The following is a 20834-nucleotide window of genomic DNA, read 5'->3' as shown; positions in this document are numbered from 1 at the left end:
GGCCGAGCTGCTGCGGTCCCGGTGGGCGTCGGCCGCGCGCGGGGCCGTCGTGGTGATCGCCTCGGATGGCTGGGACACCGATCCGCCGGAGCGGCTGGCGGCCGTCCTGGCCCGGCTGCGCCGGCGGGCGTTCCGGATCTGCTGGTTCAATCCGCGGGCCGCGGCGCCCGGTTTCGAGCCCCGGGTGGCGACGATGGCGGCCGCGTTGCCCTACTGCGACCGGTTCCTGCCCGCGCACACCTTCGCCGCACTGGCCGCGGCCGTCGAGGCGATCGCCGCGGACGCGGCGGGTGGCCGGGTCAATGCCACAGCGTCACGTAGATCGACGGCTTGAACCGGCCCGGCGTCGTGCCGCCGCCGCGCAGCATCGCCTGGGTGGCCCGCGGCGTGGTGATGAACCGGGCCAGCTCGGCCGCCGCGGACGGCGCGGTGCCGCCGCCGAGCATCGTGATGTTCCAGGTGCCCTGGGCCTGCAGCAGGTTCCCGGTCAGCCGGGTCAGGTCGCCGGCGGCGATGTCCTGCGCCGCGGCGAACGACACGACGAGCGCGATTCCCTTGCCCCGCTTGGCTTCCTGCAGTGCGGCCGCGTGGCTCTGGAAGATCTGCTGGCGTTCCTCCGGAACGTTCATCCGGTGCAGCATCGGCAACACGACCTCCGCCTGCGACGCCCCGGTCGGGCCCAGCAGCCAGGTCTGCTCGCGCAGCGAGCTCCCGGTCGGCTGGGCTTTCGCCAGCGGGTGTGCGGGATGGGCCACGGCAATGATCTGGTAGTTGAGGAAGTGGGTCGTGGCCAGCGTCGGATCCGCCGGCGGCCGGGGCCCGATGACCACGTCGGCGGCCCGGGTGCGCAGCAGGGTCTCGAACTGTGCCGGGCGGTGGATGCTCAGCTCCACGTCGAGGTCCTTGGCCCGGTCGGCGAACAGCCCGATCAGTCCGGGCGCGGCATGCTCGGCGAACAGGGTGGACGCGGCCACCCGCAGCAGCCGCCGTCCGCCGCCGGCCTGGCGGACCTCCAGGATCGTCCGGTCCTGCAGGCCGAGCATCTCCGCCGCGCGGCTGGCCAGCCGGAGTCCGCCGGGGGTGAACGCCAGGCCCGCGCCGGTGGGCTGGTAGAGCTTGTCGCCGAGTTCCTTGCGCAACTGGGCGACGTGCAGCGACACCGCGGCTTCCGAGACGTGCAGATCGGCCGCGGCGCTCTTGACCGATCCGAGGCGCACCACAGCCACGAACGCCCGGAGTTGTGTCGGCGTCACGCCCTGCCCTTCCGTCGTCGTCGCCGGTGGCGGCAGTCTGATCCGGACCCGTGGATTTTAGTCCGGCGGTCGGGCGGCGCGCTTTCCGAACGCGGCATCGGGTGGCGGCCCCAGGTCGGCCGGCCGGACGCCCGGCTCGATCGGCACCGTGTCGTACCAGCCGCTGCGTGGCCCGCCGCCGGGCCGGTCGAACCGGCCGACCCATGGCTTGACGTCGACCACCGGGGTGCCGTCGAGCAGGTCCACTCCGGCGAAGCGGATGCTCTCGCCCTCGACGCCGAGTACGCGGACCAGGCTAAGGCCCAGGGGGTTCACCCGATCGGGGCTACGGGTCGCGAACATGCCCATCACCTGCCGTCGCGGCCGCAGCAGGAACGGGATCTGCCGCATCGATGGCGTGCCCGCCGTCTGGTCCAGCCAGGTCAGCAGCCAGGCCCAGTCGAACCCGGCGAGCCCGAGCAATCCGTCCACAAAGGCCGGAAACACTTCGACTACCGCGTGTTCGTCGGGATTGAGCGCCGATTGCACCGGGGTGTGCTCCGGCGACGTGTGCACGGAACGCACCACACCGATCACGGTGAGCGGACAGGACCGGCGCATCGGGACAGCATGCCCGCCGCGCCCGTTTCCCGGGGAGGCCGACATAAGCAATGCCTTAATCCACCGTTGCCAGCAGCTGACCGGGGGGCAACTATGACCTGCGCAACATCGGCGACGGCGCCTGGTGCTCCGTCCTTGCCCCGAAAGGTCGCGAGCCATGCGAGTCGAATCCGACGGCCACAGCCGCGGCAATCCCCGGCTGTACGCCCTGTTCGAAAACGCGCCGAAAACGGGTAAAAGCCCGACGGTGTGGGCGTTTCCGGAGTTCGTCGATTTCCTGAAGGTGGCCGGTCAGCCGGTGCCGGGGCCCTGGCCCCCGCACCAGATCCCCCGGCCGGACCCGACGGACGAGGAGTACCCCGTCGCCGTGCCCGATCCGGCAGCCGGTATCGAGCACTTCCCCAAGAGCCACGAGTGACGCGCGCCCGTCCCGTCGCCCACCACATCACCCGGAGGTGAGGATGTATCCCTCGCGCTTCCGCTACGAAGCGCCCCACTCGATCGAAGAAGCGATCGAGCTGCTGCGCTCGGGCAACGGCGAGGCGAAGGTGCTGGCCGGTGGCCAGAGCCTGGTGCCCATGCTCAAGCTGCGCTTCGCCGGCCCGGAACTGCTCGTCGACATCAACGAGCTGCCCGGGCTGGACTACCACCGGGCGGATCCCGACGGGACCATCCACGTGGGCGCGCTGTGCCGGCACGGCGATCTGGAGCGTTCCTCCCTGCTCGCCGGGAGCCAGCCGACGATGGCGGCCGTCGCGCCGCTGGTGGCCGATCCGATCGTGCGCACCCGCGGCACGCTCGTCGGTTCGCTGTGCCACGCCGACCCGCAGGGCGACTGGGCCGCGGTGGTGACGGCGCTGGGCGGGCACGTCGTGGCGCAGGGGCCGGGCGGCAGGCGCGCCATCCCGATCGGCGAGTTCGTCACCGGGCCGTTCCAGAACGCACTGGCGTACGACGAAATCGCGGTCGAGGCCGTCATCCCGGCGCCGCGCGGCATTCCGGGCGGCGGCTACCACAAGCTGGAGCGGCGGGTCGGCGACTTCGCCACCGCCGGGGCCGCGGTGGCCATCGAGACGGCGGGCGGCGTCGTCTCGCGGGCCGGCATCGCGCTGACCGGTGTCGGCGGCGCGACGATCAACGCCGCCGAGGCGGCGAACGCGCTCGTCGGCCGTCCGCTGAGCCGCGACTCGATCACGGCAGCCGCGCAACTCGCCGCCCAGGCCGCCCAGCCGAAGTCCGACCACCGCGGCAGCGCGGCCTACAAGCGACACATAATCGGGGTCTTCGTCGACCGCATCCTGAGCCGCGAGCTGGACTCGACGGCGAGGGCGGCCTGATGGGCCCGCAGAGGAACGGGGTTTCCGCATGACCAGCCTGTTCGAGGAAGTCAGCGAGGAGCCGGGCACGCAGGTGCCGGTGCGCCGGGTCGCGATCACGGTCAACGGCAGGCGACGGACCGCCGACATCGAGCCGCGCCTGCTGCTGGCACACCTGCTGCGGCAGGGGCTGAAGCTGACCGGCACGCACACCGGCTGCGACACCACCAACTGCGGGGCCTGCACGGTCCTGTTCGACGGCAAGCCGGTCAAGAGCTGCACCATGCTCGCCGTGCAGGCCGACGGGCACGAGGTCACCACGGTCGAAGGCCTGGCAGGCGCCAGCGAGCTGCACCCCCTGCAGGAGGGCTTCAAGGACGAACACGGCCTGCAGTGCGGGTTCTGCACGCCCGGGATGATGCTGGCCGCCAAGGCGTTGCTCGAGGAGAACCCCGATCCCACCGAGGACGAGGTCCGCTGGGCGCTGTCGGGGAACCTGTGCCGCTGCACCGGGTACCAGAACATCGTCAAGGCCGTGCTGTGGGCGGCGGACAAGCTGCGTGAAACCGGAGGTGCCGAGTGACCGCAGTGGAAAGCCGCGCGCTGGACGAGATCAAGATCGGCGGCATGGGCGCGAGCCGCCGCCGGGTCGAGGACGACCGGTTCATCCGCGGCAAGGGCAGCTACATCGACGACGTGGTGCTGCCGGGCATGCTGCACATGGAGATCCTGCGCAGCCCGCTGGCGCACGCGCGGATCAAGTCGATCGACACCAGCAAGGCCTATGCCATCCCGGGCGTCCGGCTGGTGCTCACCGGCGAGATGATGGCCACCCGCAACCTGGCCTGGATGCCGACGCTGTCCTATGACACGCAAGCGGTGCTGGCCACCGACAAGGTGCGCTTCCAGGGCCAGGAGGTCGCCTGCGTCATCGCGGACGACCCGTACGTGGCGAAAGACGGCTGCGAGGCCATTTCCGTCGACTACGAGCCGCTGCCGCCGATCGTCAACCCCGAGCAGGCGATGGCCGAAGGCGCGCCGCTCATCCGCGACGACAAGGAAAACCAGCGGGACAACGTCGCTTTCGACTGGGCGGTCGGCGACAAGGACGGCACCGACCGAGCGTTCGCCCAGGCCGACGTCGTGTCGCAGATCGACCTGCACTACCCGCGTTCGCACCCGTCGCCGCTGGAGTGCTGCGGGTCGATCGCCGACTTCAACCGGGCGACGTCCAAGCTGACCGTCTACATGACCACCCAGGCGCCGCACATCGTGCGCGCCGCGGTTTCGTTGATCGCCGAGCTGCCCGAGCACATGATCCGGATCATCTCCCCGGACCTGGGCGGCGGATTCGGCAACAAGGTGCCGGTGTACCCGGGTTACGTCATGGCGATCCTGGCGTCGATCCTGCTGGAACGGCCGGTCAAGTGGATCGAAGACCGCAGCGGCAACCTGATCTCCACCGGGTTCGGCCGCGACGTCTACCTGCACGGCGAGGTCGCCATGCGCCGGGACGGCAAGATACTGGCCGTCCGGATGAACACGGTCTCCGACCACGGCGCGTTCTTCGCCGACGCGCAGCCGAGCAAGTTCAAGATCGGCCTGATGCACTCGGCGTTCGCCTGCTACGACATCCCGTACGCGCACCTGGCCGCACGGGGCGTCTACACGAACAAGGCGCCCGGCGGTGTCGCCTACCGGTGTTCGTTCCGGGTCACCGAGGCGATGTTCTTCCAGGAACGGATGATGCAGGCCGCGGCCGACGACCTGGGTATGGACCAGGCCGCGTTCCGGCGGATCAACTTCGTGCGCGACGACGACTTCCCGCACCGCACGCCGTACGGGTTCCTCACCGACTCCGGGCAGTACGGCAAGTGCCTGGACGTCGCGATGGAGGCCATCGGCTACGAGAACTTCCTGCGGCAGCAACAGGAAGCCCGCAAGGAAGGCAGGCTGCTGGGCATCGGCATCTCGACGATGACCGAGCCGCTGGGCGCGGGCAACAGCCGCGAGTACGACATCCTCGGCATCAAGATGTTCGACTCCGCCGAGCTGCGCGTGCACATGACCGGCCGGGCGATCCTGCGCACCGGCGCCAAAACCCAGGGCCAGGGCCACGAAACGACGTGGGCGCAGATCGTCGCGCACGAGCTGGGCCTGCCCGCCGACGACGTCGTGGTCGAAGAAGGCGACACCGACACCGCGCCGTTCGGCATGGGCACCTACGCTTCGCGGAGCACGCCGGTCGCCGGCGCCGCGGTCGCGATGGCCGCGCGGAAGGTGCGGGCCAAGTCCCGCAAGCTGGCCGCGCACCTGCTCGAAGTGTCCGAAGAGGACGTCGAGTGGGAGCTCGGGCGGTTCTACGTCCGCAGCGCGCCCGAGCGCGGGGTCAGCATCCAGGAATGCGCGATGGCCGCGTACAGCAACATGCCTGACGGCCTCGAGCCCGGCCTGGAGGCCACCGCCTACTACGACCCGCCGAACCTGACGTGGCCGTTCGCGGCCTACATCTGCACGGTCGAGGTAGATCCGGAGACCGGAGTCTGGGACGTGCTGAACTTCGTGGCGGTCGACGACTGCGGGGTGCGGATCAACCCGATGATCGTCGAAGGGCAGATCATGGGCGGGCTCACCGAGGCCTACGCCATGGCGAACATGCAGTTCATCACCTTCGACGCCGAGGGCAACTGCGTCGGCGGGAACTTCATGGACTACCTGCTGCCCACGGCGTGGGAGACCCCCGGCTACGAACTGCACGAGGTCGTCACGCCCTGCCCGCACCACCCGATCGGCGCCAAGGGCGTCGGCGAGTGCGCGACGGTGGCCGGGCCGGCGGCGTTCGTCAACGCGGTGGTCAACGCGCTGCAGGACCCGCGCGTGCGCAACATCGACATGCCGGTGCTGCCGGACCGCGTGTACGAGGCGATCACGCGGCGCCACGACGTGTCCGGCGCGCCGCCGGTGAAGAACGACTAGCGGGGGTGCGGACATGAGCGGTCACACCATCGACGGCTGGGACGTCATCGACCAGGCGGCGGAACTTTCCCGCCGTGGCCAGGAATTCGCGTTGGCCACGGTCGTCTGGCGGCAGGGGCCCTCGTCCGGACAGCAGGGTTCGCGCGCCATCGTCACCGCGGACGGACAGCTCTACGGCTGGATCGGCGGTGCCTGCGCGGAACCGGTGGTGATCCGGGAGGCGCAGGAGGTGATCCGCGACCGGCAGGCGCGCCTGCTGCTGCTGGGCACGGCCGAGCAGTTCGGCGCGGCGGTGCCGGCGGGCATGGCCGTGGTGCCCATCGCGTGCCAGAGCGAAGGAGCCCTGGAGGTCTACATCGAACCGGTGATTCCCATGCCCCACCTGATGATCGTCGGCCGGTCGCCGATGGCGCACACCCTGCGGGACCTGGCGCAGGCACTCGGCTGGCACAGCGAGCTGCGTGACGCGCCGGAGTTCTCCGCGGTCGACTTGAGCGCGCGCTCCCTCGTCGTGGTGGCCACCCAGGGCCACGGCGACGAGGACGCGGTCGAGCAGGCGGTGCTGGCGTTCCCGGCGTTCGTCGGGCTGGTCGCGTCGCGGCGGCGCGGCGAGGCCGTGCTCGGCTACCTCGCGGACCGGGGCGTGCCCCAGACCCAGCTGGACCGGGTCAAGGTACCGGTCGGGCTGGACCTCGGGCACACGTCGCACCGCGAGATCGCGGTCGCGGTGCTGGCCGAGCTGGTGCAGCTGCGGGCGTCCGGCGCGCTGGTCCCGGAAGCCGGGGCGCCGCCCGCCGCACCCCCGCAGGCGCTCGACCCGGTGTGCGGCATGACCGTTCCCGCGGACAAGGCGCACCACCCGGCCGAGCACGACGGCCACACGTACCACTTCTGCTGCGTCGGCTGCCGGGACGCGTTCACCGGTGACCCCGGCAAGTACCTGAGCGCGGAGCTCGTCCACCACACCCACAACCGGGAGTCCTGATGCTCATCGAGAGCAGTTTCGAGGTCGCCCAGCCCGTCGAAAAGGTGTGGACCTTCTTCGACGACATCCCGCAGGTCGCGGCCTGCCTGCCCGGCGCGGAACTCACCGAGGACCTCGGTGACGACCGCTACGGCGGCAAGGTCGCGATCCGGATGGGCCCGGTGAAGATGGCCTTCGACGGCACGGCCGCGATCAAGGAACGCGACGACGCGGGCAAGAAGATCGTCGTCGACGCGGCAGGCGCCGACGTGAAGGGCCGCGGCCAGGCGGCGATGTCGGTGATCGCGAGCCTCGTGCCGATCGCGCGGGGGTCGAAGGTCGACGTCGCGATGGACCTGCAGCTCTCCGGCGCGGCCGCGCAGTACGGCCGCGGCATGATCGCGGACGTCACCGCGGTGCTGATGCGCGACTTCGCCACCAACATGCAGAACCGCATCGACGCGCTCGAGAAGGGCCTTTCCCCCGACCAGATCGGGACCGTGGCTCCCGCGAGCGGCTTCGGGATCGCGATGCAGGCCATGCGGATGGCACTGACCCGCGTCCTGCGGCGGTTCTTCGCCCCCTACCGACCCAACCCGACCTGAGGAGGGCGGAACCCATGACGTTGTGGTGGATCGGCAACGCGGTGCTGCTCGTGGTCGTCGTGCCCGTGCTCGTCGCGCTGCTCAACCGGATCCTCGCCGCGGCCGAACGCATCCGCGGCGCCTCGGACGACATCCTCGACGGCGGCGTCGCGCTCACCGGCGAACTGGACGACCTGCCCGAATCGCTCGCCAAGACCGAGCGGACCATCGACGAGGTCGCGACCGGCGCGGTGCGCTACGCCGGTTCCGTGGCCAAGCTGCTCGGCTGAGCGGAAGGAGAACGACCATGCCCGCTGCCGCAGTGGTGACCCTGATCATCGCGGCACTGATCATCGCGGCCGCCGTGCTCGGCCTGGTCCGGGTGATCCTGCACCTGGCCGCGATCCGCCGCACACTCGGCACCGTGGTGGTCGGCGTCCAGGTCGTCGCGGCCCAGACGCGGACCGTGCCGGACGCGCTGACGTCGGTGAACCAGAGCCTTAAACCCGTCCGCGACTTCTGCGAAACCGTCTGAGAGGGGAGAGGCGTGGCCCAGTACGAATTCGTCTGCGGCAGCCCGGTCTGCGACACACGGCTGCTCGCCCCCGGCAAGGACGTGCTGATGGCGAAGGTCGCCGAGCACGTGAAGACCGAGCACCGCATCCCGGCGCCGACCAAGTCGCTGGTGCAGTTCATCGAAGCGAACACCATCCGGGAGATCCTCCCGGCCGGCACGGGAGGGCAGTCATGACGACCGGCTGGGTGATCGGCTACGCGATCGGCGTGGTCGTCGTGCTGGTGCTCGTCGCGCTGGTGGTGCCGATCCTGCGGCTCGCGCACTCGATCGGCCAGGAGGCGAAGATGATCGACGACTCGCTGCAGGACTCGGTGCGCAACACCGCGGCGCTGGCGAAGCTCACCGAGACGATCGACCACGCGCAGGTCATCGTCGCCGGCCTCCGCCGGGGCCGCACCAGGCTGGGAGGCTGACCGTGACAGACCAGAACCTGTGGCTGACCGCGAACATCGCGGGGCTGGTGGTGGTGCTGGCCGTGGCCGCGCTGCTGACGCTGCTGGTGGTGTTCGTCCACACCATCGACCGCCGGGTCGCCAAGATCCGAGAAACGCTCAAGGCCGCGGCGGACAACACCGCTCAGACGAAGCTGATCGGCGAGACGGCCAAGGGCGTCGACGCCGTGCTTGCCGAAGGTCTCGAACACCACCTGTTCCTGGGCCGCGTGCTCGGCAAAGTGAGGATGTGATCCCGTGGTCGTCTTTTCGGTCGTCGACATCGTCCTGCTGATCGCCGGACTGGCGGTCTACCTGTTCATCGTGGGCGGCCAGCTCACCCGCGTCGCCACGAACCTCGAGGAGTGCCGGGACCTGGTGCGCCAGATCAAGCGCAACGCGGAGCCGATTTCGCAGGACGTGGGGCACATCAACGAAACGGGTGCTGTGGTCGCGGGCGCGTTGCCGCTGCTCTACGGAATGGCAGAGGGGATCGTGAAGGGAGTCACGGCTCCTGAGGCGCCCGCGGAGCGTGGCCCGGCCCGGCCGGCGTCCGGACGGCGCCGCTCCCGGTTGCACGACGGGGTCGGCTACTCACCGGCGGGCCGCCACCTGGCCGGCACCCACGGCCGCTGACCCCGAGCCACGGAAACGCGTCCGCGCGTTTCCGTGGCTCTTCACGGTCGGAGGGGCTCTGAATCTGGGACCACCCTGCCAAGTCGTCCTCTTCGGACACAGTCCGGACAGTGCTCGTCCCGAGGGGTACCCGGATGCCTGACCGCGAGCATCACGAAGTGCGGCTGGAATATCAGCGCTTGCCGGTGTACTTGCCCATATCTCTCTCGTCCATTTGGCCGCGACTCTTCGCCTCGTTGGCGCCGCCGCTGTTGGAGGTGGAGGTCGCTGACATCCATGCGGCGGTGACCCCCACCAGAAATTGCAATACGGCGCCGACTCGAAGATTGAAGCCAGCCTGGTTGCCGTAGGTGAGCACTATCGGCAGGTTCGACCTGATCCTACCCCCGTGTCCGGTGGCATCCCCGTATACAGCAACACATCCCATTACGATTTCGAGAAGTTCCCCCTGTGGGAACCCGGCTCGCTGCAGTTTGTCATTCACGTATTCCGGATTGACTCCGTCTCCGCCCTGCGATGTCTGGTAACTGTTAAGGGCGTCAACTGCACTCTCGCCACCCGTGATGAACGGGTTGTCAGAGATGGCGCCGGGCAGATCGGAGACGTCCTTCAGAAGGTTATCAAGGCCCAGGGCTTTATCGCCTGCGTCGAGTGTGAATTTCAGCGAGTCCCCTAATTTCTGCAGGGCCGACTGCAGTCGCGGGTCGCGCTTCAGTGCTTCTAGATCCCTGTCCTGCCTGGCCTTGTTCTGCTTCGTCAGGTGTGCTAGTGAGTGCCACTCGAGGACATCGTCATCGGACCACGATCGGGAGTTCGCCCAGGTTGTGGTCAGCTGCGCGATCTCTGTCGGCAATTCCTCCAGTCGCCGCTTTCTGCCCTCTGTGGTGTCGGATTTTGCCACGGCGGCAGTCGCGTGCTTGTATGGCGCTTCTGACTTCTCGAGTCTTGCCTTTTCCTGTTCCAGCTCTTCCAGTTTGCGGTACCATGCATTCTGCTGGGTGACCAAGGCGGACCTGGCCGCTTCGACCTCGTGGCGCCTGCGTTCTGACTCTTTCAGTCGACGTTGCCGCTCCTTGCGGTCGTCCTCCGAGGGAACCTCGATCGACGGTCGATATCGTGCTTGTTGCTGCACCTGTTCCGCTGTCAGTTGCGGCACCGCTGTCGTGATCGACACTCCGTATCCGGGTTCCGGAGCGGGCGCCACGGCTGCCGCGACCACTTCTCCGACAATCCCCGGATTGTTGTGAATCTGCTGGAGCTGTTCCGGCTCCAAATCAGTGAACGCCCGCACGAGATGCGTTTGCTGGTTTGAGTTGGCCACGGGTACTCCTCAATCGCGGCAGCAGGATGGCGCTCATCGTTGCTGCTGCAAGGCCGCGGCAGCGGCACTCCGGATGATCTCGTTGAGGACGGCCGGGTCGGTCGACGCGACATCGATTCCGTCGGCGGCAAGCGCTTGGGCGAACCCGGCGACCGTTTCCTGAGCTATCGGCATGGCCGGCTCGCCGCTGCCGAGACCGGCATCCGAGTAGTCGGCCGACGTGGTCGTGGCTGAACCGACGCGCACACCGTAGCTGGTCAGCAACGCCGCCGGATCGCTCGAACTCTCCGCCTCCGCCATCAGCATCTCGGCCGAATTCGGAACGCCCGCGTCCGCAGCGCCGCCGACGAAGTCGGCGCGGAACTTCTGCCAACCTTTCGCGGTGCCGTCCCAGCCGACCTGATTACCGCGAAGAAACTCATACCAGTCATCGAGCTCCTCCGGGCCACCGGAAGGGTCTTCCAGGGCACCGGAAGCGTCTCCCGGACCGCCGGGGGCGGCAGCGGCAGCTTCGCTCGGCAACGCATTTTGAGCCAGCTCCGTCTGCCGCCGGAACAAATCGTCCGGACCGAGGTCGCCGACGGACTTCATGGCCTCGGCGGGGTCAACAAGCTGCTCGAGAGCCTCACCAAGACTCTCCGCCATGATGGTGTCGACCTGGCGAACCCCCTCGATCAGACCGGCCAGGTCAAACGTGCCCTCCCCGACCTGCGCCAGGTAGGTTCCGCACAGGCACTCGAGAAACTGATACGAATAACCGTAGTTGCCCGAGCGCAGTAAGGTGTCGACCTCGTCCATCATTCCTCCTCGCAGTAGCGCCGCCAGTCTAGATAGCGCCGACACTCGCCTGTTTGTCCCCGAAGGCATGCCGGCGGGAACCCTTTCCTGCACGTCCGCACCCGGGGGCGGACAGTGGACCAACGAAGTTCGCGGGCTTCGGCGAGGTCGGCTCGGCATCGGCAAGACCCCGGCGGGGAGGCGGTCCGGGGACTTCGCAGGTGCCGATGTGGAGCTGCCACTTGGTGGCGTGCGGCGTATTCAGCAGGCGTTGCGCGGATGGCCTCGCCGCGCCCCTTGGCCCAGAGACACGATCGGGTGACGAGCCGCCGCCGCGGTTCCCGCGGGTAGGAATGTGTCGCTAGCGTCTACGGCCAACCCCTCTTGTGTGAGCTGGCGTCCGCTTCCGGACCGCCGGGGGAACGAAAGGGAAGATCGTTCTGCGATTCGCGCGGGGAACCACGACGGCCGTAGCGGGCGTTCGATCGCGACGCACGGCAGCGAAGACAACGGCAGCCGGAGATCCGATGCGCGCACTGACCATCCCGGCCATCGTCCTGGCGATGGCCGGTGGGCTGCTGTTCGCGGCGGCCCCGGCCCTGGCGGACACGACAGCGGTGCAGACCGTCCAGGTCGACCTGGGTGATCTGGACAAGCCAGGCAACGGCACGTTCCAGCAGTTCGACCCGTCATTGGGCACGCTGGCGTCGATGACGATCACGGCGGACGTGACGATGACGTTCGAGGTCTGCATGACCAACCGCAGTCCGGAGGCCTCAACGATCGATGCCGGCGTAGTCGGCGGCAAAGCCCCGATCACGTTCGCGGGGAACATCGTCGCCGACGCCACCGGGGCGATGGACGTGCCGGCGACGACCCTGGCGGCCACCAGCGGCGTCGACTCCTGCACGACGTGGCGGCAAACGGGGGTCAAGCCGACGGCTCCGGACAGCTTCTACATCACGGAGGACGACCAATGGCCGTTCAGCCGGGCGGTCAGCGACCCGTCGATCCTGTCGATGTACACCGGGACGGGCACTGTGCCGGTCAGCTGGGAGGCCAGCTCGGCTTCTACTCTCGGTCAGCCCTCGGAATGGACGATCATCTTCCAGGCCCACGGGGCCGGGAGGGCGACGATCCAGTACACTTACGATGTGGCGCCGACCAGCTCGGCGCCGACCGAGACCAGGTCGCAGCCCGTGCCGACCGGCGCCACTCCGGTCAGCACGAGGGCGGGAGCAGCAGCTGCGAGTAGCGGGGACCTGGCCAACACAGGCGCGCCCGCTGCGCAGCTCGCGGGGGTGGCCGTAGCATTGTTCCTGGGCGGGAGTGCGATGGTCTTTGCCGGAGTCCGCCGCCGTTCCAACCGCCGGGTCCGGTGACCGTGCTTGGATCACGCGGGGCCGCTCCGCATCGCCGCAGCGCACGCGGTTCTCGGTCCGAGACGCGTCACGGCCGACCTCGAGGTGAAGATCACCTAGTACTTGCAACGGCAGTTCGATGAGTGGGCAGCCGCGGCGTTTGTGGTGGCTGAGGCGGGCTTGGTGTGCAGCCAGATCTCCGGTAGCGTAATCGAGTCCGGCTTCGTTCTTGGCCTGCTGGAAGCAATCCCAGGGCAGACGTCCCGCGGGTGACCTTCGGGTGAAAAACCGGATTGGCCACCCCGGTCCGCGCGGCGGACAATGCGCGGCATGGTGATCTCAGGGGACAAGGGGCTCAGCCCGGCTGCGCGCAGCCAGCTGGAGAAGGAAATCGCGAACTTGCGCGCACAGCGGGAGGCCCTCGCGCCGCAACCCGGCGAGCAGGAGCGCACCGGCGACGCGGCGGACCAGGCGGACGTGATCGACCGCGCCGAAGCGGCCGCCCGGCTCGACCGCCAGATCGCCGACCTGGCCGCGAAGATGGAACACGGCGGCTACGGCAACGCCCAGCTCCCGGACGGCACCACGGTGACCCTCCGCTTCTCGGACGGCGACGAAGAGACCTTCCAGGTCGTCACGGTCCCCGGCGAGGACGCCGACGCGATCACCTCGGACAGCCCCCTCGGCCTGGCCCTGGTAGGCGCCAAATCCGGCGACGAGATCACCTACCGAACCCCCCGCGGCGACGCCAAGGCAACGGTCGTGAAACTGATCCCGCCGAAGTAAACTTGACCCGACCGGGTGGTATCGCCAAACAATTTCCGCCGCCGGCCTGTCTTCGAGGGCAGGGGCCATCAACCTTGTCGAGCCGCCTGGGGGAATCGAACCCCCTCCTATTCATTACGAGAACTGCCTACAGTGCGCACCTGGCTATCTGCCAGACACTTTACGAGCAAGGTCGTGGACCGGATGCGGCTCTGACCACTCCGAAGGAGCCCAGTTCGGTCGACATCGCGGCGATCTGGGTGGACCGAGCAGATCCCACGCGCTTCGTCCTGGCCGCCCAGGTCTTCGGGCCGGTCCTTCTCTCGTTGATCCGCACGGGCGAAGCCGTTCCCCGAGCGAGCGTTCAGCGATGCACCAGACGATCCGGGCGACGGCCTCGTTGTGGAGGCATGCCGGTGCGACTTCCGGGGCGCGAGGGGCGTCGATCGGTGGTTGGGGTGGGGTTCAGAGGGTGAGGGTGATGTAGGCCGTTCGGGTGGCGGGGTTTGCGCAGAGCCATGCGGAGCTGTCCACGCTGTGGCCGTCGGCGGTTACGCCGGTCAGGTCGAGTTGCCAGAACGTTTCGCCGGATTCGGTGGTGCTGGGATCGGAACGGATCGTGAATACAGCGCGGTCGGGTGTTCCAGTGGCATCGGCCGGCAGGGTGATCGTCACGTCCCGGATGAAGTCCGTTTCGCCGGACCGGTAGAACAGACTCCTCCGCGCGTCGGAATCGGGCGCGCTGTCGCGATAGGCGTCGATGACGTAGTTGACGGCGTCTTCCGCGCTCACGGGTTCCGGCGCCGGCTGCATGGAGGGCGAGGGCTGCGGGTCAGGGGTATCGGTGACCGGCTGCCACGTGGTGCCGTCCCACCAGTATTTGCCGTCGTCCGACCGGAGGCCGAATTCGGCGGCGACGAAGATCTTCAGGGGTTTCAGCTCAGGGGTATCGCCCGGGCGACTGCGAAGTGTTCCTCGGCACGTCGGACACTGGGGAAATGCTCTCGGGTCGTTCGGGTTGTATTGGACAAGGGCATTCGACGGGTAGGCCCACGCCGCGAGGCAGGCCCAGTGGAAGTAGTGCGGGCAGCCGCCCGCCGGCTGCGCGACCTCGTCGACAGTGAAGACTTCCTGGCAGATGGCGCACGTGGCGACCTGGGCCTGGCCGGCACGGATGGCGCCGCCGGCGGTGAGGGTTACGCTGACGCCGGAAGGCAGATCATCGTATGCGGGAGCTTCCCCCAGCGGGTACGTCTGAGATACTTGCGCCGGCGAACTCGTCGGATTGGAGAACCAGGCCCGGTACTCAGCCTCAGTAACCCAGTTCAGGCCGGCCGCGTTGGGGTCCTCTGGCCTGACGTTGCTGTGGAGAAACCGCCAATCCATCGTTGCCCCGTCAAGCGCCCTCCACCACCCAGGTCCGTGTCGCTCCACGCGCTCCGGGTCGAAGCGACCCCTGGCAGCCAGGAAACCATCCCAGTCAAGCCAGTTCAGGTCGGCTGCGTTGGGGTCCTCAGGCCTGGTATCACCGCGGAGATACCACGGCCGGCCGGTACCCCCGTGATCCGCCCGCCACCACCCGGCTCCGTGTCGCTCCACGCGCGCCGGGTCGAAGCGGCCCGAGGCGGCCACGAACTCATCCGGAGTGATCCAGTTCAGGTCGGCCGCGTTGGGGTCCTCCGGCCTGGCATCGCTGTGGAGAAACCGCCACTCGCCCGTACTCTCGTCGATGACCCGCCACCACCCGGCTCTGGGCTGCTCCACGCGCGCCGGGTCGAAGCGACCCCAGGCAGCCACGAACTCATCCCAAGTGATCCAGTTCAGGCCGGCCGCGTTGGGGTCCTCCGGCCTGCCATCGCGGTGGAGAAACCACGGCCGGTTCGTACTCTCGTCAATCGCCCGCCACCACCCGGCTCTGTGCCACCGCACGCCCTCCGGCTCGAAGAAGCGGCCCCTGGCGACCACGAACTCATCTCGGCCAAGCCAATTCAGGCCGGCTGTGTTGGGGTCATCAGGCCTGGCATCGCTGCGGAGATACCGCCACTCGCGCGTAGCGGCGTCGCGCGCCCTCCACCACCCCGGTCCCTGCCGTCGCACGGACTCCGGGGCGAGCCACCTGGCGACAATAGGCTCGTTGGCGAGTTCGGCGACGGCTATCATGCGTTGGTCCGCTGACTGGTATGTCTCCGTCAGGTAGTCGAGCAAGGCAGTCAGTCCGTAGCGGCCATCGCGACTGTGCCGAGTTTCGTCCAGCGATCGCTCACGCTGCGCCCACTCCGTGAATTCCTGCCAGCTCATCGATTCCCACGACGCCCTCGTCGCGTTCAGCTGTCCGAGCAGGTCACTCCGCACCTCGTCCGGCCGTAATGGCATCACATCTCCGGCATCCGCGTACCCGACTTTGGATAACGCACATAGCTTAGAGCGCCGCACGCGACAGCGAGTCCGGCTTGCACCGGCAAGGTCTCGAAATGCACGTGTCACTTCCTGCTCGAATGCACTGGCGGGCAATTCGAAGTGCACTCGCCCATCAGCGGCACGTTCGCCGCCTGAAGTTCCTCCGGCGAGTGGACATCGGGCTAACTGGACCGAGGGTCGATCTTGACGGCGCCGATGTTGCTTGTCGTCGACAATCGCACACGGGAAATTGTTGGATTGCGGTCGACGTTGCCGATGACTCGTGCGATGCTCGTGCAAGCCAACGACCTTCGCCGGTTCGGCATGGGAGCGACAGCCCTGCGGCGCTGAGCTGCGCTATGGCGCGCTGAGCCGTCCCGAACGACACCCCGTATCGCTTCGCCAGATCGGCGACCGTAGGGGAGCTGCTGGCCAGGCGCGAGCACGCCGGACACGATCAGGCCCCCTGAAGATCCTTCGCGATCCGCTTGTACAGACTTTCATCCTCGGACGCGGCAACCGGCGCGACCGGGTCGAGCTTGCCTTCCGAGCTGAGCGCGACGGGCAGATCAGGCAGCCGCCCGGCGAGGGGGCCGGGCCGCCCGGATCAATATGACGGGGGCAGTGTGCGTCGCGGTCGTGGCGCTGCTCGTTCCCCGCGTCGCGCACGGTGCGCGGTCGTTACCGCCCCGGAGTCAGCGGCTCCGGCGATACCTGCGGGGCTGACCGACGACAACGAGTTCGAGACCGAGCGACGCGATCAGGGCTCCGACGCCGGCGAGGCCCACGGGTTGTCGACGCCGGTGTTGGCGAGCGCGGTGCTGTCCGGGCCTGGCTTGGCCGGTGGCGGCTTGCAGGGTTGGATACGGGCGGCGCCGGGGTCGTGCTGCTGGGCGGGGCGGCCGGTGTCCAGTGCGCATATAGGGTCAGGTTGCTGGTGACGGGCGTGGCGAACCGACAGGGGCGTCGCGGATCACCGCTGAGCTCCGTGACCAGGGCGAGTAGCCTCGGCGAAGACCGTCGCCAAGATCATGGCCTCGATCGGGCTGGAGGCCGGCGGGTCATTCCGGATCCGCGGCTCGGCCCGGTTCCCGGCCCGTGGTCAGCGGACCGGCGGTCGGCGCGCGGTATTCGCCGATCCACTCGTCCTTCCACGCGTTGTCGTACTGCCGGTCGTTGCACGTCGGGTGATAGACCGCGCACAGTTCCTGCACGATCTGTTCCCGGTGCGACGGCAAGCCACCGGGGACTTCGTAGGTGCCGATGTAGAGCCGCCACTTGGTGCCCGCGCGGCGCACCCAGCACGCACTGCGTGGATGGCGGAACGGGAACCCGTCGGCCGAGAGGTCCGCAGAGTGTCCGACGTAGATGACGGCGTACCGGCCGGGCTGCGCGGTTGCGTCGGGTCGGTACATGATCGCGTACACCGCTGCTTTTGCGGGTGCTGTCCAGCCGGCCAGCACCCGTGGCCCTTCGAACGGGTATCCGGCCAGTGAGCCGAGCCGGATCACGCGAAGTCTTCCGGTTCGTCGTCCTCGCTGGTCGTGGTCACGCTGCTGATGGGCCACGGCGGCAGGGCGGCGGTGCGGGCGGCGAGGGCGAACGCGTCGCGGGCGCGTTGTTCGGCGTCGTCGCGGGTGTCCGCTTCGATGAGCAGCTGGGCGCCGTAGCTGCTGGTGCCGATGCCGGTCGCGATGCCGCTCCACGCGGCGACCGCGTCGGCCAGCTCGACCACTTCTTCGCGTGAGAGCATCCGATCACCGTCGGCCACGACGGCCACGCTCCACTTCACCGCGTCCCACCTTCCGTTCTCACCGCAGACCGGGCAGCACGGCCGCGAATTCTTCCAGGCTCCGCAGGTCCTGCGCGGACAGCAACCGGTCGACGTACGGCTCGGCGACCATCATGCCGAGTGTGTTCGGCCGGAACCCGTCGTCCCGGCCGCCCGGTTTGTGCGGGTTCAGCCACACGATGCGGTGGCTCAGCCGGCTCAGCCGGGCCATGGCCTCGGCGAGCACGGCCGGGTCGCCGCGATCGAGCCCGTCCGAGCAGATGACGACGATGCCGCCCCGGCTCAGGCCGCGCCGGGCCCAAGTTCGCACGAAGGTGTGCAGCGACTCCCCGATCCGGGTGCCGCCGTCCCAGTCGGCGACCGCGCCGGCCGCCCGGTCGAGTGCTTCGTCCGGCTTGCGGTGGCGTAGTTCCCGGGTGATCCGGGTCAGCCGGGTGCCGAAGCAGAACACCTCCACGCGGTCTGCCGCCCGGCCTGTCGAATAGGCGAACTGGAGCAGGTTGCGGGAGTAGTCCGCCATCGAGCCGGAGACGTCGAGGAGCAGGATCAGCGGCCGCGGCCGCAGCCGGCGGGCGCGGCGCGGCAGCCGGGGTGGGTCGCCGAGGGTGCGCAGCGTTTCCCGGACCGTCCGCCGCAGGTCGGGACGGCGGCCCTTCGGGTCGGCGACACTGCGCCGGCTGCGCCGCCGCGGGGGAGCCAGCCGGATCGTGCGCATGATCCGGCGCAACGCCGCCAGTTCGTCGGCGCTGCACGCGCGGAACGCCTTGCCCTTCAACGCGGCCGCGTCGGAGGCGACCAGGCCCAGTTCGGCCTCGCGCTCCTCCTGCTGTTCGCCGGTCCCGGGTTCGGTCTCCGGTACCTGGAGCACGGCCTTGGCTTCGGCGCGGGTGCGCACGCTGAACGGGCGCTTCGGCCCGGGATCCTCGTCGTAGCCGAGGAAGTACCGGCGGAACACCCGGTTGTAGACCGGGATCTGCTCGCGGCGGCTGACGAGGGTGCTCCGGCCCGCCCAGTAGACGTCGAGCAGATCGGACGGCTCCAGTTCGGCCACCGCGGCGCAGTAGGTCAGCACGTCGCCCGGTCCGGCGGGCACCTCTTCGGCGCGCAGTTCCCTGGCGAACTCCACGAGCGTGGCGACGAAGCCGGCGTCCTGCTCAGGCAAGGGAGATGACCTGGTCCAGGTTTTCGCGCACGACCTCGAGGTCCTCGCGATCCTTGACGATTGAGCCGAGCGTGTCCTCGACCGCGCGTCCGTCCACTTCGGTCGCGCCGACGACCTCGAGCGAGCGCACCCAGTCGATCGTCTCGGCGACACCCGGCGGCTTGTTCAGGTCCAGCTCCCGGAGCCGCTGTACGGCCGCGACGACTTTCGCGGCCAGTGTCTCCGACACCCCGGGCACGCGTGCCAGCACGATTTCGGCTTCGCGCTCGGCGCTGGGGTAGTCGACCCAGTGGTACAGGCAGCGCCGCTTGAGCGCGTCGTGCAGTTCCCGGGTGCGGTTGGACGTGAGCACCACCAGCGGCGGCCGCTCCGCGCGGATCGTGCCGAGTTCGGGGATGGTGATCTGGAAGTCCGAGAGCAGCTCCAGCAGGAACGCCTCGAACTCGTCGTCGGCGCGGTCGACCTCGTCGATCAGCAGGACTGCCTGGTCGCCCGCGCGGACAGCCTCCAGCAGCGGCCGTTCGAGCAGGAACTTCGGGCCGTACAGCCCGTCGACGGCGTCGTCTTCGTCGAGGCCGCTCGTCCCGGACAGCGCGCGGATCTGCAGCATCTGCCGGGCGTAGTCCCACTCGTAGAGCGCCTGACCGGTGTCGATGCCTTCGTAGCACTGCAGCCGGATCAGTCGGCGGCCGAACGCCTGGGCCAGCGCTTTGGCGACCTCGGTCTTGCCGACGCCGACTTCGCCTTCCAGCAGGATGGGCCTGCCGAGCCGGAGGGCCACGAACAGCGCGGTGGCCAGCCCCCGGTCGGCCAGGTAGTCGCCGTCGCGCAGCAGCCCGGTCAGCTCGCCGACGTCGGCGGGGCGGTCCATGCGGGAGTTCTCCTCGGGGGCTGCGCGGTGTCGGAAGCGGACGGGTCAGCGCGGGGCGTCGGCGCCGAGCACCAGATCGCGGATCGAGCCGGCGGAGGTGTCGAGCTTGCCCTCGCGGCGGAGCTTGTCGCGCCAGGCGGTGCCGAGATCGCCACCCGTTTCGGCGAACCCGTCGAAACTGACGTGCTTCATGTTCCGGCACTGCTTCTTCGTGCCGCAGGCCTCGTCGAGTTCGGCGGTGTTGGCGCCCTCCGCCGACCAGACGGCGCGCAGCACCTCGGCCGCGTTGTCCTGGGTGCGGGTCATGATCGCCTCTCTTCGTGGTCGTTCAAGACTTTCGCAGCCTTCGACTGTAGGCCGGGATCGCTGGGATGGCGACGGCTGATTAAGGGTTTGCTTTAGCCGTTGGCCTCGCCCCGGCGGCGCGGTAAGAACAGCGGTATGACGACGACAGCGCGGCTGCGCGCGTTCGTGGCGGTGGCCGACACCGGTTCGGTGCGCGCCGCGGCGGCGCGGCTGGTGCTCAGTGAATCCGCGGTGTCGGCCGCGCTCGGCGCGCTGGCCAAAGAAGTCGCGGTGCCGCTCGTCGAGCGCGACGGCCGCGGCCTGCGCCTGACCGAGGCGGGCACGACGTTCGCCGAGTACGCCCGCACCATCCTCGGCCTGCACGAGGAAGCGTTGTCGGCCGCGCGCGGCGATCTCGACCCGGCGCGCGGGCACGTCCGGCTCGCGACCGTCACCACCGCCGCCGACCACCTGCTGCCGCTCGCGCTGGCCGGGTTCCGCAAGCACTACCCGGATGTCGGCCTGCAACTGCACGTCGGGACGAGCGAGCACGTCTGGGCGCTGCTCGCCGCGCACCAGGCCGACCTGGTCATCGCCGGCCGGCCGCCGTCCGGACCGCCCGGCACGGTGGTGCGGGCGGTCCGCGACAACGACCTGCTCGTCGTCGCCGCGCCCGAGGTCGCCGCGGACTTCGACCTGGAGCGCGTCACGTGGCTGATGCGGGAAGAGGGCTCGGGCACACGGGCCGCCTGTGCGGCGCTGCTGA

26 protein-coding genes are annotated in these 20834 nt (G+C 69.1%); 16 read left to right on the top strand and 10 right to left on the bottom strand.

Going from position 1 to position 20834, the window contains the following annotated elements; genetic code table 11:
- The coding region (locus G3I65_RS13695) for a VWA domain-containing protein (protein WP_160696442.1) at positions 1–334 on the top strand (334 nt) is incomplete at its 5' end.
- Here the strand turns inward: G3I65_RS13695 and G3I65_RS13690 are convergent.
- Positions 300–1253 (bottom strand): LysR family transcriptional regulator, encoded by a 954-nt coding sequence (locus tag G3I65_RS13690; RefSeq protein WP_160696441.1) that lies wholly within the window; start codon positions 1251–1253, stop codon positions 300–302. The two genes, G3I65_RS13695 and G3I65_RS13690, sit on opposite strands and share 35 nt — an antisense overlap.
- Before the next feature lie 57 nt (positions 1254–1310).
- Positions 1311–1853 carry a tRNA (N6-threonylcarbamoyladenosine(37)-N6)-methyltransferase TrmO gene (gene tsaA, locus G3I65_RS13685; protein WP_239071121.1) on the bottom strand — a complete coding sequence of 181 codons (543 nt, stop codon included), beginning with the start codon at positions 1851–1853 and terminating at the stop codon, positions 1311–1313.
- Between the two features lie 157 nt (positions 1854–2010).
- On the opposite strand from tsaA, the gene G3I65_RS13680 reads away from it, so the two are divergent.
- The 12 genes from G3I65_RS13680 to G3I65_RS13625 are packed head-to-tail and all read left to right on the top strand — an operon-like array spanning position 2011 to position 9337.
- Positions 2011–2271 carry a hypothetical protein gene (locus G3I65_RS13680; protein WP_160696439.1) on the top strand — a complete coding sequence of 87 codons (261 nt, stop codon included), beginning with the start codon at positions 2011–2013 and terminating at the stop codon, positions 2269–2271.
- A 43-nt stretch (positions 2272–2314) separates the two neighbouring features.
- Positions 2315–3190 (top strand): xanthine dehydrogenase family protein subunit M, encoded by an 876-nt coding sequence (locus G3I65_RS13675; protein ID WP_160696438.1) that lies wholly within the window; start codon positions 2315–2317, stop codon positions 3188–3190.
- 28 nt (positions 3191–3218) lie between these two features.
- Positions 3219–3752 (top strand): (2Fe-2S)-binding protein, encoded by a 534-nt coding sequence (locus tag G3I65_RS13670; protein WP_160696437.1) that lies wholly within the window; start codon positions 3219–3221, stop codon positions 3750–3752.
- Between the two features lie 44 nt (positions 3753–3796).
- A complete protein-coding gene (locus G3I65_RS13665; RefSeq protein ID WP_160696444.1) occupies positions 3797–6145 on the top strand; it encodes an aerobic carbon-monoxide dehydrogenase large subunit in 2349 nt (782 codons plus the stop codon).
- Between the two features lie 13 nt (positions 6146–6158).
- Positions 6159–7130: an XdhC family protein gene (locus G3I65_RS13660; protein ID WP_160696436.1), complete on the top strand. Its 972-nt coding sequence runs from the start codon at positions 6159–6161 to the stop codon at positions 7128–7130.
- Entirely contained in the window at positions 7130–7714 is a 585-nt protein-coding gene (locus G3I65_RS13655) for an SRPBCC family protein (RefSeq protein WP_160696435.1), read from the top strand. The genes G3I65_RS13660 and G3I65_RS13655 overlap by 1 nt, the downstream gene beginning before the upstream one ends.
- 14 nt (positions 7715–7728) lie before the next feature.
- Complete coding sequence (locus tag G3I65_RS13650; RefSeq protein ID WP_160696434.1) at positions 7729–7983, top strand: hypothetical protein; 255 nt, start codon at positions 7729–7731, stop codon at positions 7981–7983.
- Positions 7984–8000: 17 nt separating this feature from the next.
- A complete protein-coding gene (locus G3I65_RS13645) occupies positions 8001–8228 on the top strand; it encodes a hypothetical protein (RefSeq protein WP_160696433.1) in 228 nt (75 codons plus the stop codon).
- Positions 8229–8240: 12 nt separating this feature from the next.
- Positions 8241–8444 (top strand): DUF1059 domain-containing protein, encoded by a 204-nt coding sequence (locus G3I65_RS13640; protein WP_160696432.1) that lies wholly within the window; start codon positions 8241–8243, stop codon positions 8442–8444.
- Positions 8441–8683: a hypothetical protein gene (locus tag G3I65_RS13635; RefSeq protein WP_160696431.1), complete on the top strand. Its 243-nt coding sequence runs from the start codon at positions 8441–8443 to the stop codon at positions 8681–8683. Before G3I65_RS13640 ends, G3I65_RS13635 begins: the two co-directional genes overlap by 4 nt.
- A 2-nt stretch (positions 8684–8685) precedes the next feature.
- Positions 8686–8955, top strand: coding sequence for a hypothetical protein (locus tag G3I65_RS13630; protein WP_309235437.1), 270 nt, complete (start codon positions 8686–8688; stop codon positions 8953–8955).
- A 4-nt stretch (positions 8956–8959) separates the two neighbouring features.
- The gene (locus tag G3I65_RS13625; RefSeq protein WP_160696430.1) at positions 8960–9337 is read left to right on the top strand and encodes a hypothetical protein; all 378 of its coding nucleotides are present in this window, start codon (positions 8960–8962) and stop codon (positions 9335–9337) included.
- Between the two features lie 172 nt (positions 9338–9509).
- Here G3I65_RS13625 and G3I65_RS13620 read toward each other — a convergent pair whose 3' ends face one another.
- Together G3I65_RS13620 and G3I65_RS13615 are read right to left on the bottom strand one after the other, a co-directional pair.
- Positions 9510–10658 carry a hypothetical protein gene (locus G3I65_RS13620; protein WP_160696429.1) on the bottom strand — a complete coding sequence of 383 codons (1149 nt, stop codon included), beginning with the start codon at positions 10656–10658 and terminating at the stop codon, positions 9510–9512.
- 33 nt (positions 10659–10691) lie between these two features.
- Entirely contained in the window at positions 10692–11456 is a 765-nt protein-coding gene (locus G3I65_RS13615; RefSeq protein WP_160696428.1) for a hypothetical protein, read from the bottom strand.
- Between the two features lie 542 nt (positions 11457–11998).
- On the opposite strand from G3I65_RS13615, the gene G3I65_RS13610 reads away from it, so the two are divergent.
- Positions 11999–12817 (top strand): choice-of-anchor E domain-containing protein, encoded by an 819-nt coding sequence (locus G3I65_RS13610; RefSeq protein ID WP_160696427.1) that lies wholly within the window; start codon positions 11999–12001, stop codon positions 12815–12817.
- 309 nt (positions 12818–13126) lie between these two features.
- Positions 13127–13582: a GreA/GreB family elongation factor gene (locus G3I65_RS13605; RefSeq protein WP_160696426.1), complete on the top strand. Its 456-nt coding sequence runs from the start codon at positions 13127–13129 to the stop codon at positions 13580–13582.
- 444 nt (positions 13583–14026) lie between these two features.
- Here the strand turns inward: G3I65_RS13605 and G3I65_RS13600 are convergent, their stop codons facing one another.
- The 6 genes from G3I65_RS13600 to G3I65_RS13575 form a co-directional block, all read right to left on the bottom strand.
- Positions 14027–15766, bottom strand: coding sequence for an RING-H2 finger protein (locus tag G3I65_RS13600; protein ID WP_160696425.1), 1740 nt, complete (start codon positions 15764–15766; stop codon positions 14027–14029).
- A gap of 1253 nt (positions 15767–17019) precedes the next feature.
- On the bottom strand, positions 17020–17373 hold the full coding sequence (locus G3I65_RS13595; protein WP_203612373.1) for a hypothetical protein: 354 nt from the start codon (positions 17371–17373) through the stop codon (positions 17020–17022).
- Between the two features lie 92 nt (positions 17374–17465).
- Positions 17466–17750: a hypothetical protein gene (locus G3I65_RS13590; RefSeq protein ID WP_160696423.1), complete on the bottom strand. Its 285-nt coding sequence runs from the start codon at positions 17748–17750 to the stop codon at positions 17466–17468.
- Between the two features lie 19 nt (positions 17751–17769).
- Complete coding sequence (locus tag G3I65_RS13585) at positions 17770–18912, bottom strand: VWA domain-containing protein (RefSeq protein WP_160696422.1); 1143 nt, start codon at positions 18910–18912, stop codon at positions 17770–17772.
- On the bottom strand, positions 18905–19783 hold the full coding sequence (locus G3I65_RS13580) for a MoxR family ATPase (protein WP_160696421.1): 879 nt from the start codon (positions 19781–19783) through the stop codon (positions 18905–18907). The genes G3I65_RS13585 and G3I65_RS13580 overlap by 8 nt, the downstream gene beginning before the upstream one ends.
- 45 nt (positions 19784–19828) lie before the next feature.
- Positions 19829–20089: a hypothetical protein gene (locus G3I65_RS13575; protein WP_160696420.1), complete on the bottom strand. Its 261-nt coding sequence runs from the start codon at positions 20087–20089 to the stop codon at positions 19829–19831.
- A 135-nt stretch (positions 20090–20224) separates the two neighbouring features.
- Between G3I65_RS13575 and G3I65_RS13570 the strand changes: the two genes are divergently transcribed.
- A partial coding sequence (locus tag G3I65_RS13570) for a LysR family transcriptional regulator (protein WP_160696419.1) occupies positions 20225–20834 on the top strand: 610 nt, incomplete at its 3' end.

The organism is Amycolatopsis sp. SID8362 (genome assembly GCF_010550475.1).
GTDB classification, from domain to species: domain Bacteria; phylum Actinomycetota; class Actinomycetes; order Mycobacteriales; family Pseudonocardiaceae; genus Amycolatopsis; species Amycolatopsis eburnea.
Note: the sequence above shows the minus strand (reverse complement) of the source record. Positions and strands in the feature narration are given on the sequence as shown.

Bases quoted from the DNA above. Each gene is read 5' to 3' on its own strand.
- tsaA (WP_239071121.1), bottom strand. From the start codon at position 1,853: ATGCGCCGGTCCTGTCCGCTCACCGTGATCGGTGTGGTGCGTTCCGTG.
- G3I65_RS13680 (WP_160696439.1), top strand. From the start codon at position 2,011: ATGCGAGTCGAATCCGACGGCCACAGCCGCGGCAATCCCCGGCTGTAC.
- G3I65_RS13675 (WP_160696438.1), top strand. From the start codon at position 2,315: ATGTATCCCTCGCGCTTCCGCTACGAAGCGCCCCACTCGATCGAAGAA.
- G3I65_RS13670 (WP_160696437.1), top strand. From the start codon at position 3,219: ATGACCAGCCTGTTCGAGGAAGTCAGCGAGGAGCCGGGCACGCAGGTG.
- G3I65_RS13665 (WP_160696444.1), top strand. From the start codon at position 3,797: ATGGGCGCGAGCCGCCGCCGGGTCGAGGACGACCGGTTCATCCGCGGC.
- G3I65_RS13660 (WP_160696436.1), top strand. From the start codon at position 6,159: ATGAGCGGTCACACCATCGACGGCTGGGACGTCATCGACCAGGCGGCG.
- G3I65_RS13655 (WP_160696435.1), top strand. From the start codon at position 7,130: ATGCTCATCGAGAGCAGTTTCGAGGTCGCCCAGCCCGTCGAAAAGGTG.
- G3I65_RS13650 (WP_160696434.1), top strand. From the start codon at position 7,729: ATGACGTTGTGGTGGATCGGCAACGCGGTGCTGCTCGTGGTCGTCGTG.
- G3I65_RS13645 (WP_160696433.1), top strand. From the start codon at position 8,001: ATGCCCGCTGCCGCAGTGGTGACCCTGATCATCGCGGCACTGATCATC.
- G3I65_RS13635 (WP_160696431.1), top strand. From the start codon at position 8,441: ATGACGACCGGCTGGGTGATCGGCTACGCGATCGGCGTGGTCGTCGTG.
- G3I65_RS13615 (WP_160696428.1), bottom strand. From the start codon at position 11,456: ATGGACGAGGTCGACACCTTACTGCGCTCGGGCAACTACGGTTATTCG.
- G3I65_RS13610 (WP_160696427.1), top strand. From the start codon at position 11,999: ATGGCCGGTGGGCTGCTGTTCGCGGCGGCCCCGGCCCTGGCGGACACG.
- G3I65_RS13605 (WP_160696426.1), top strand. From the start codon at position 13,127: ATGGTGATCTCAGGGGACAAGGGGCTCAGCCCGGCTGCGCGCAGCCAG.
- G3I65_RS13595 (WP_203612373.1), bottom strand. From the start codon at position 17,373: ATGTACCGACCCGACGCAACCGCGCAGCCCGGCCGGTACGCCGTCATC.
- G3I65_RS13580 (WP_160696421.1), bottom strand. From the start codon at position 19,783: ATGGACCGCCCCGCCGACGTCGGCGAGCTGACCGGGCTGCTGCGCGAC.
- G3I65_RS13575 (WP_160696420.1), bottom strand. From the start codon at position 20,089: ATGACCCGCACCCAGGACAACGCGGCCGAGGTGCTGCGCGCCGTCTGG.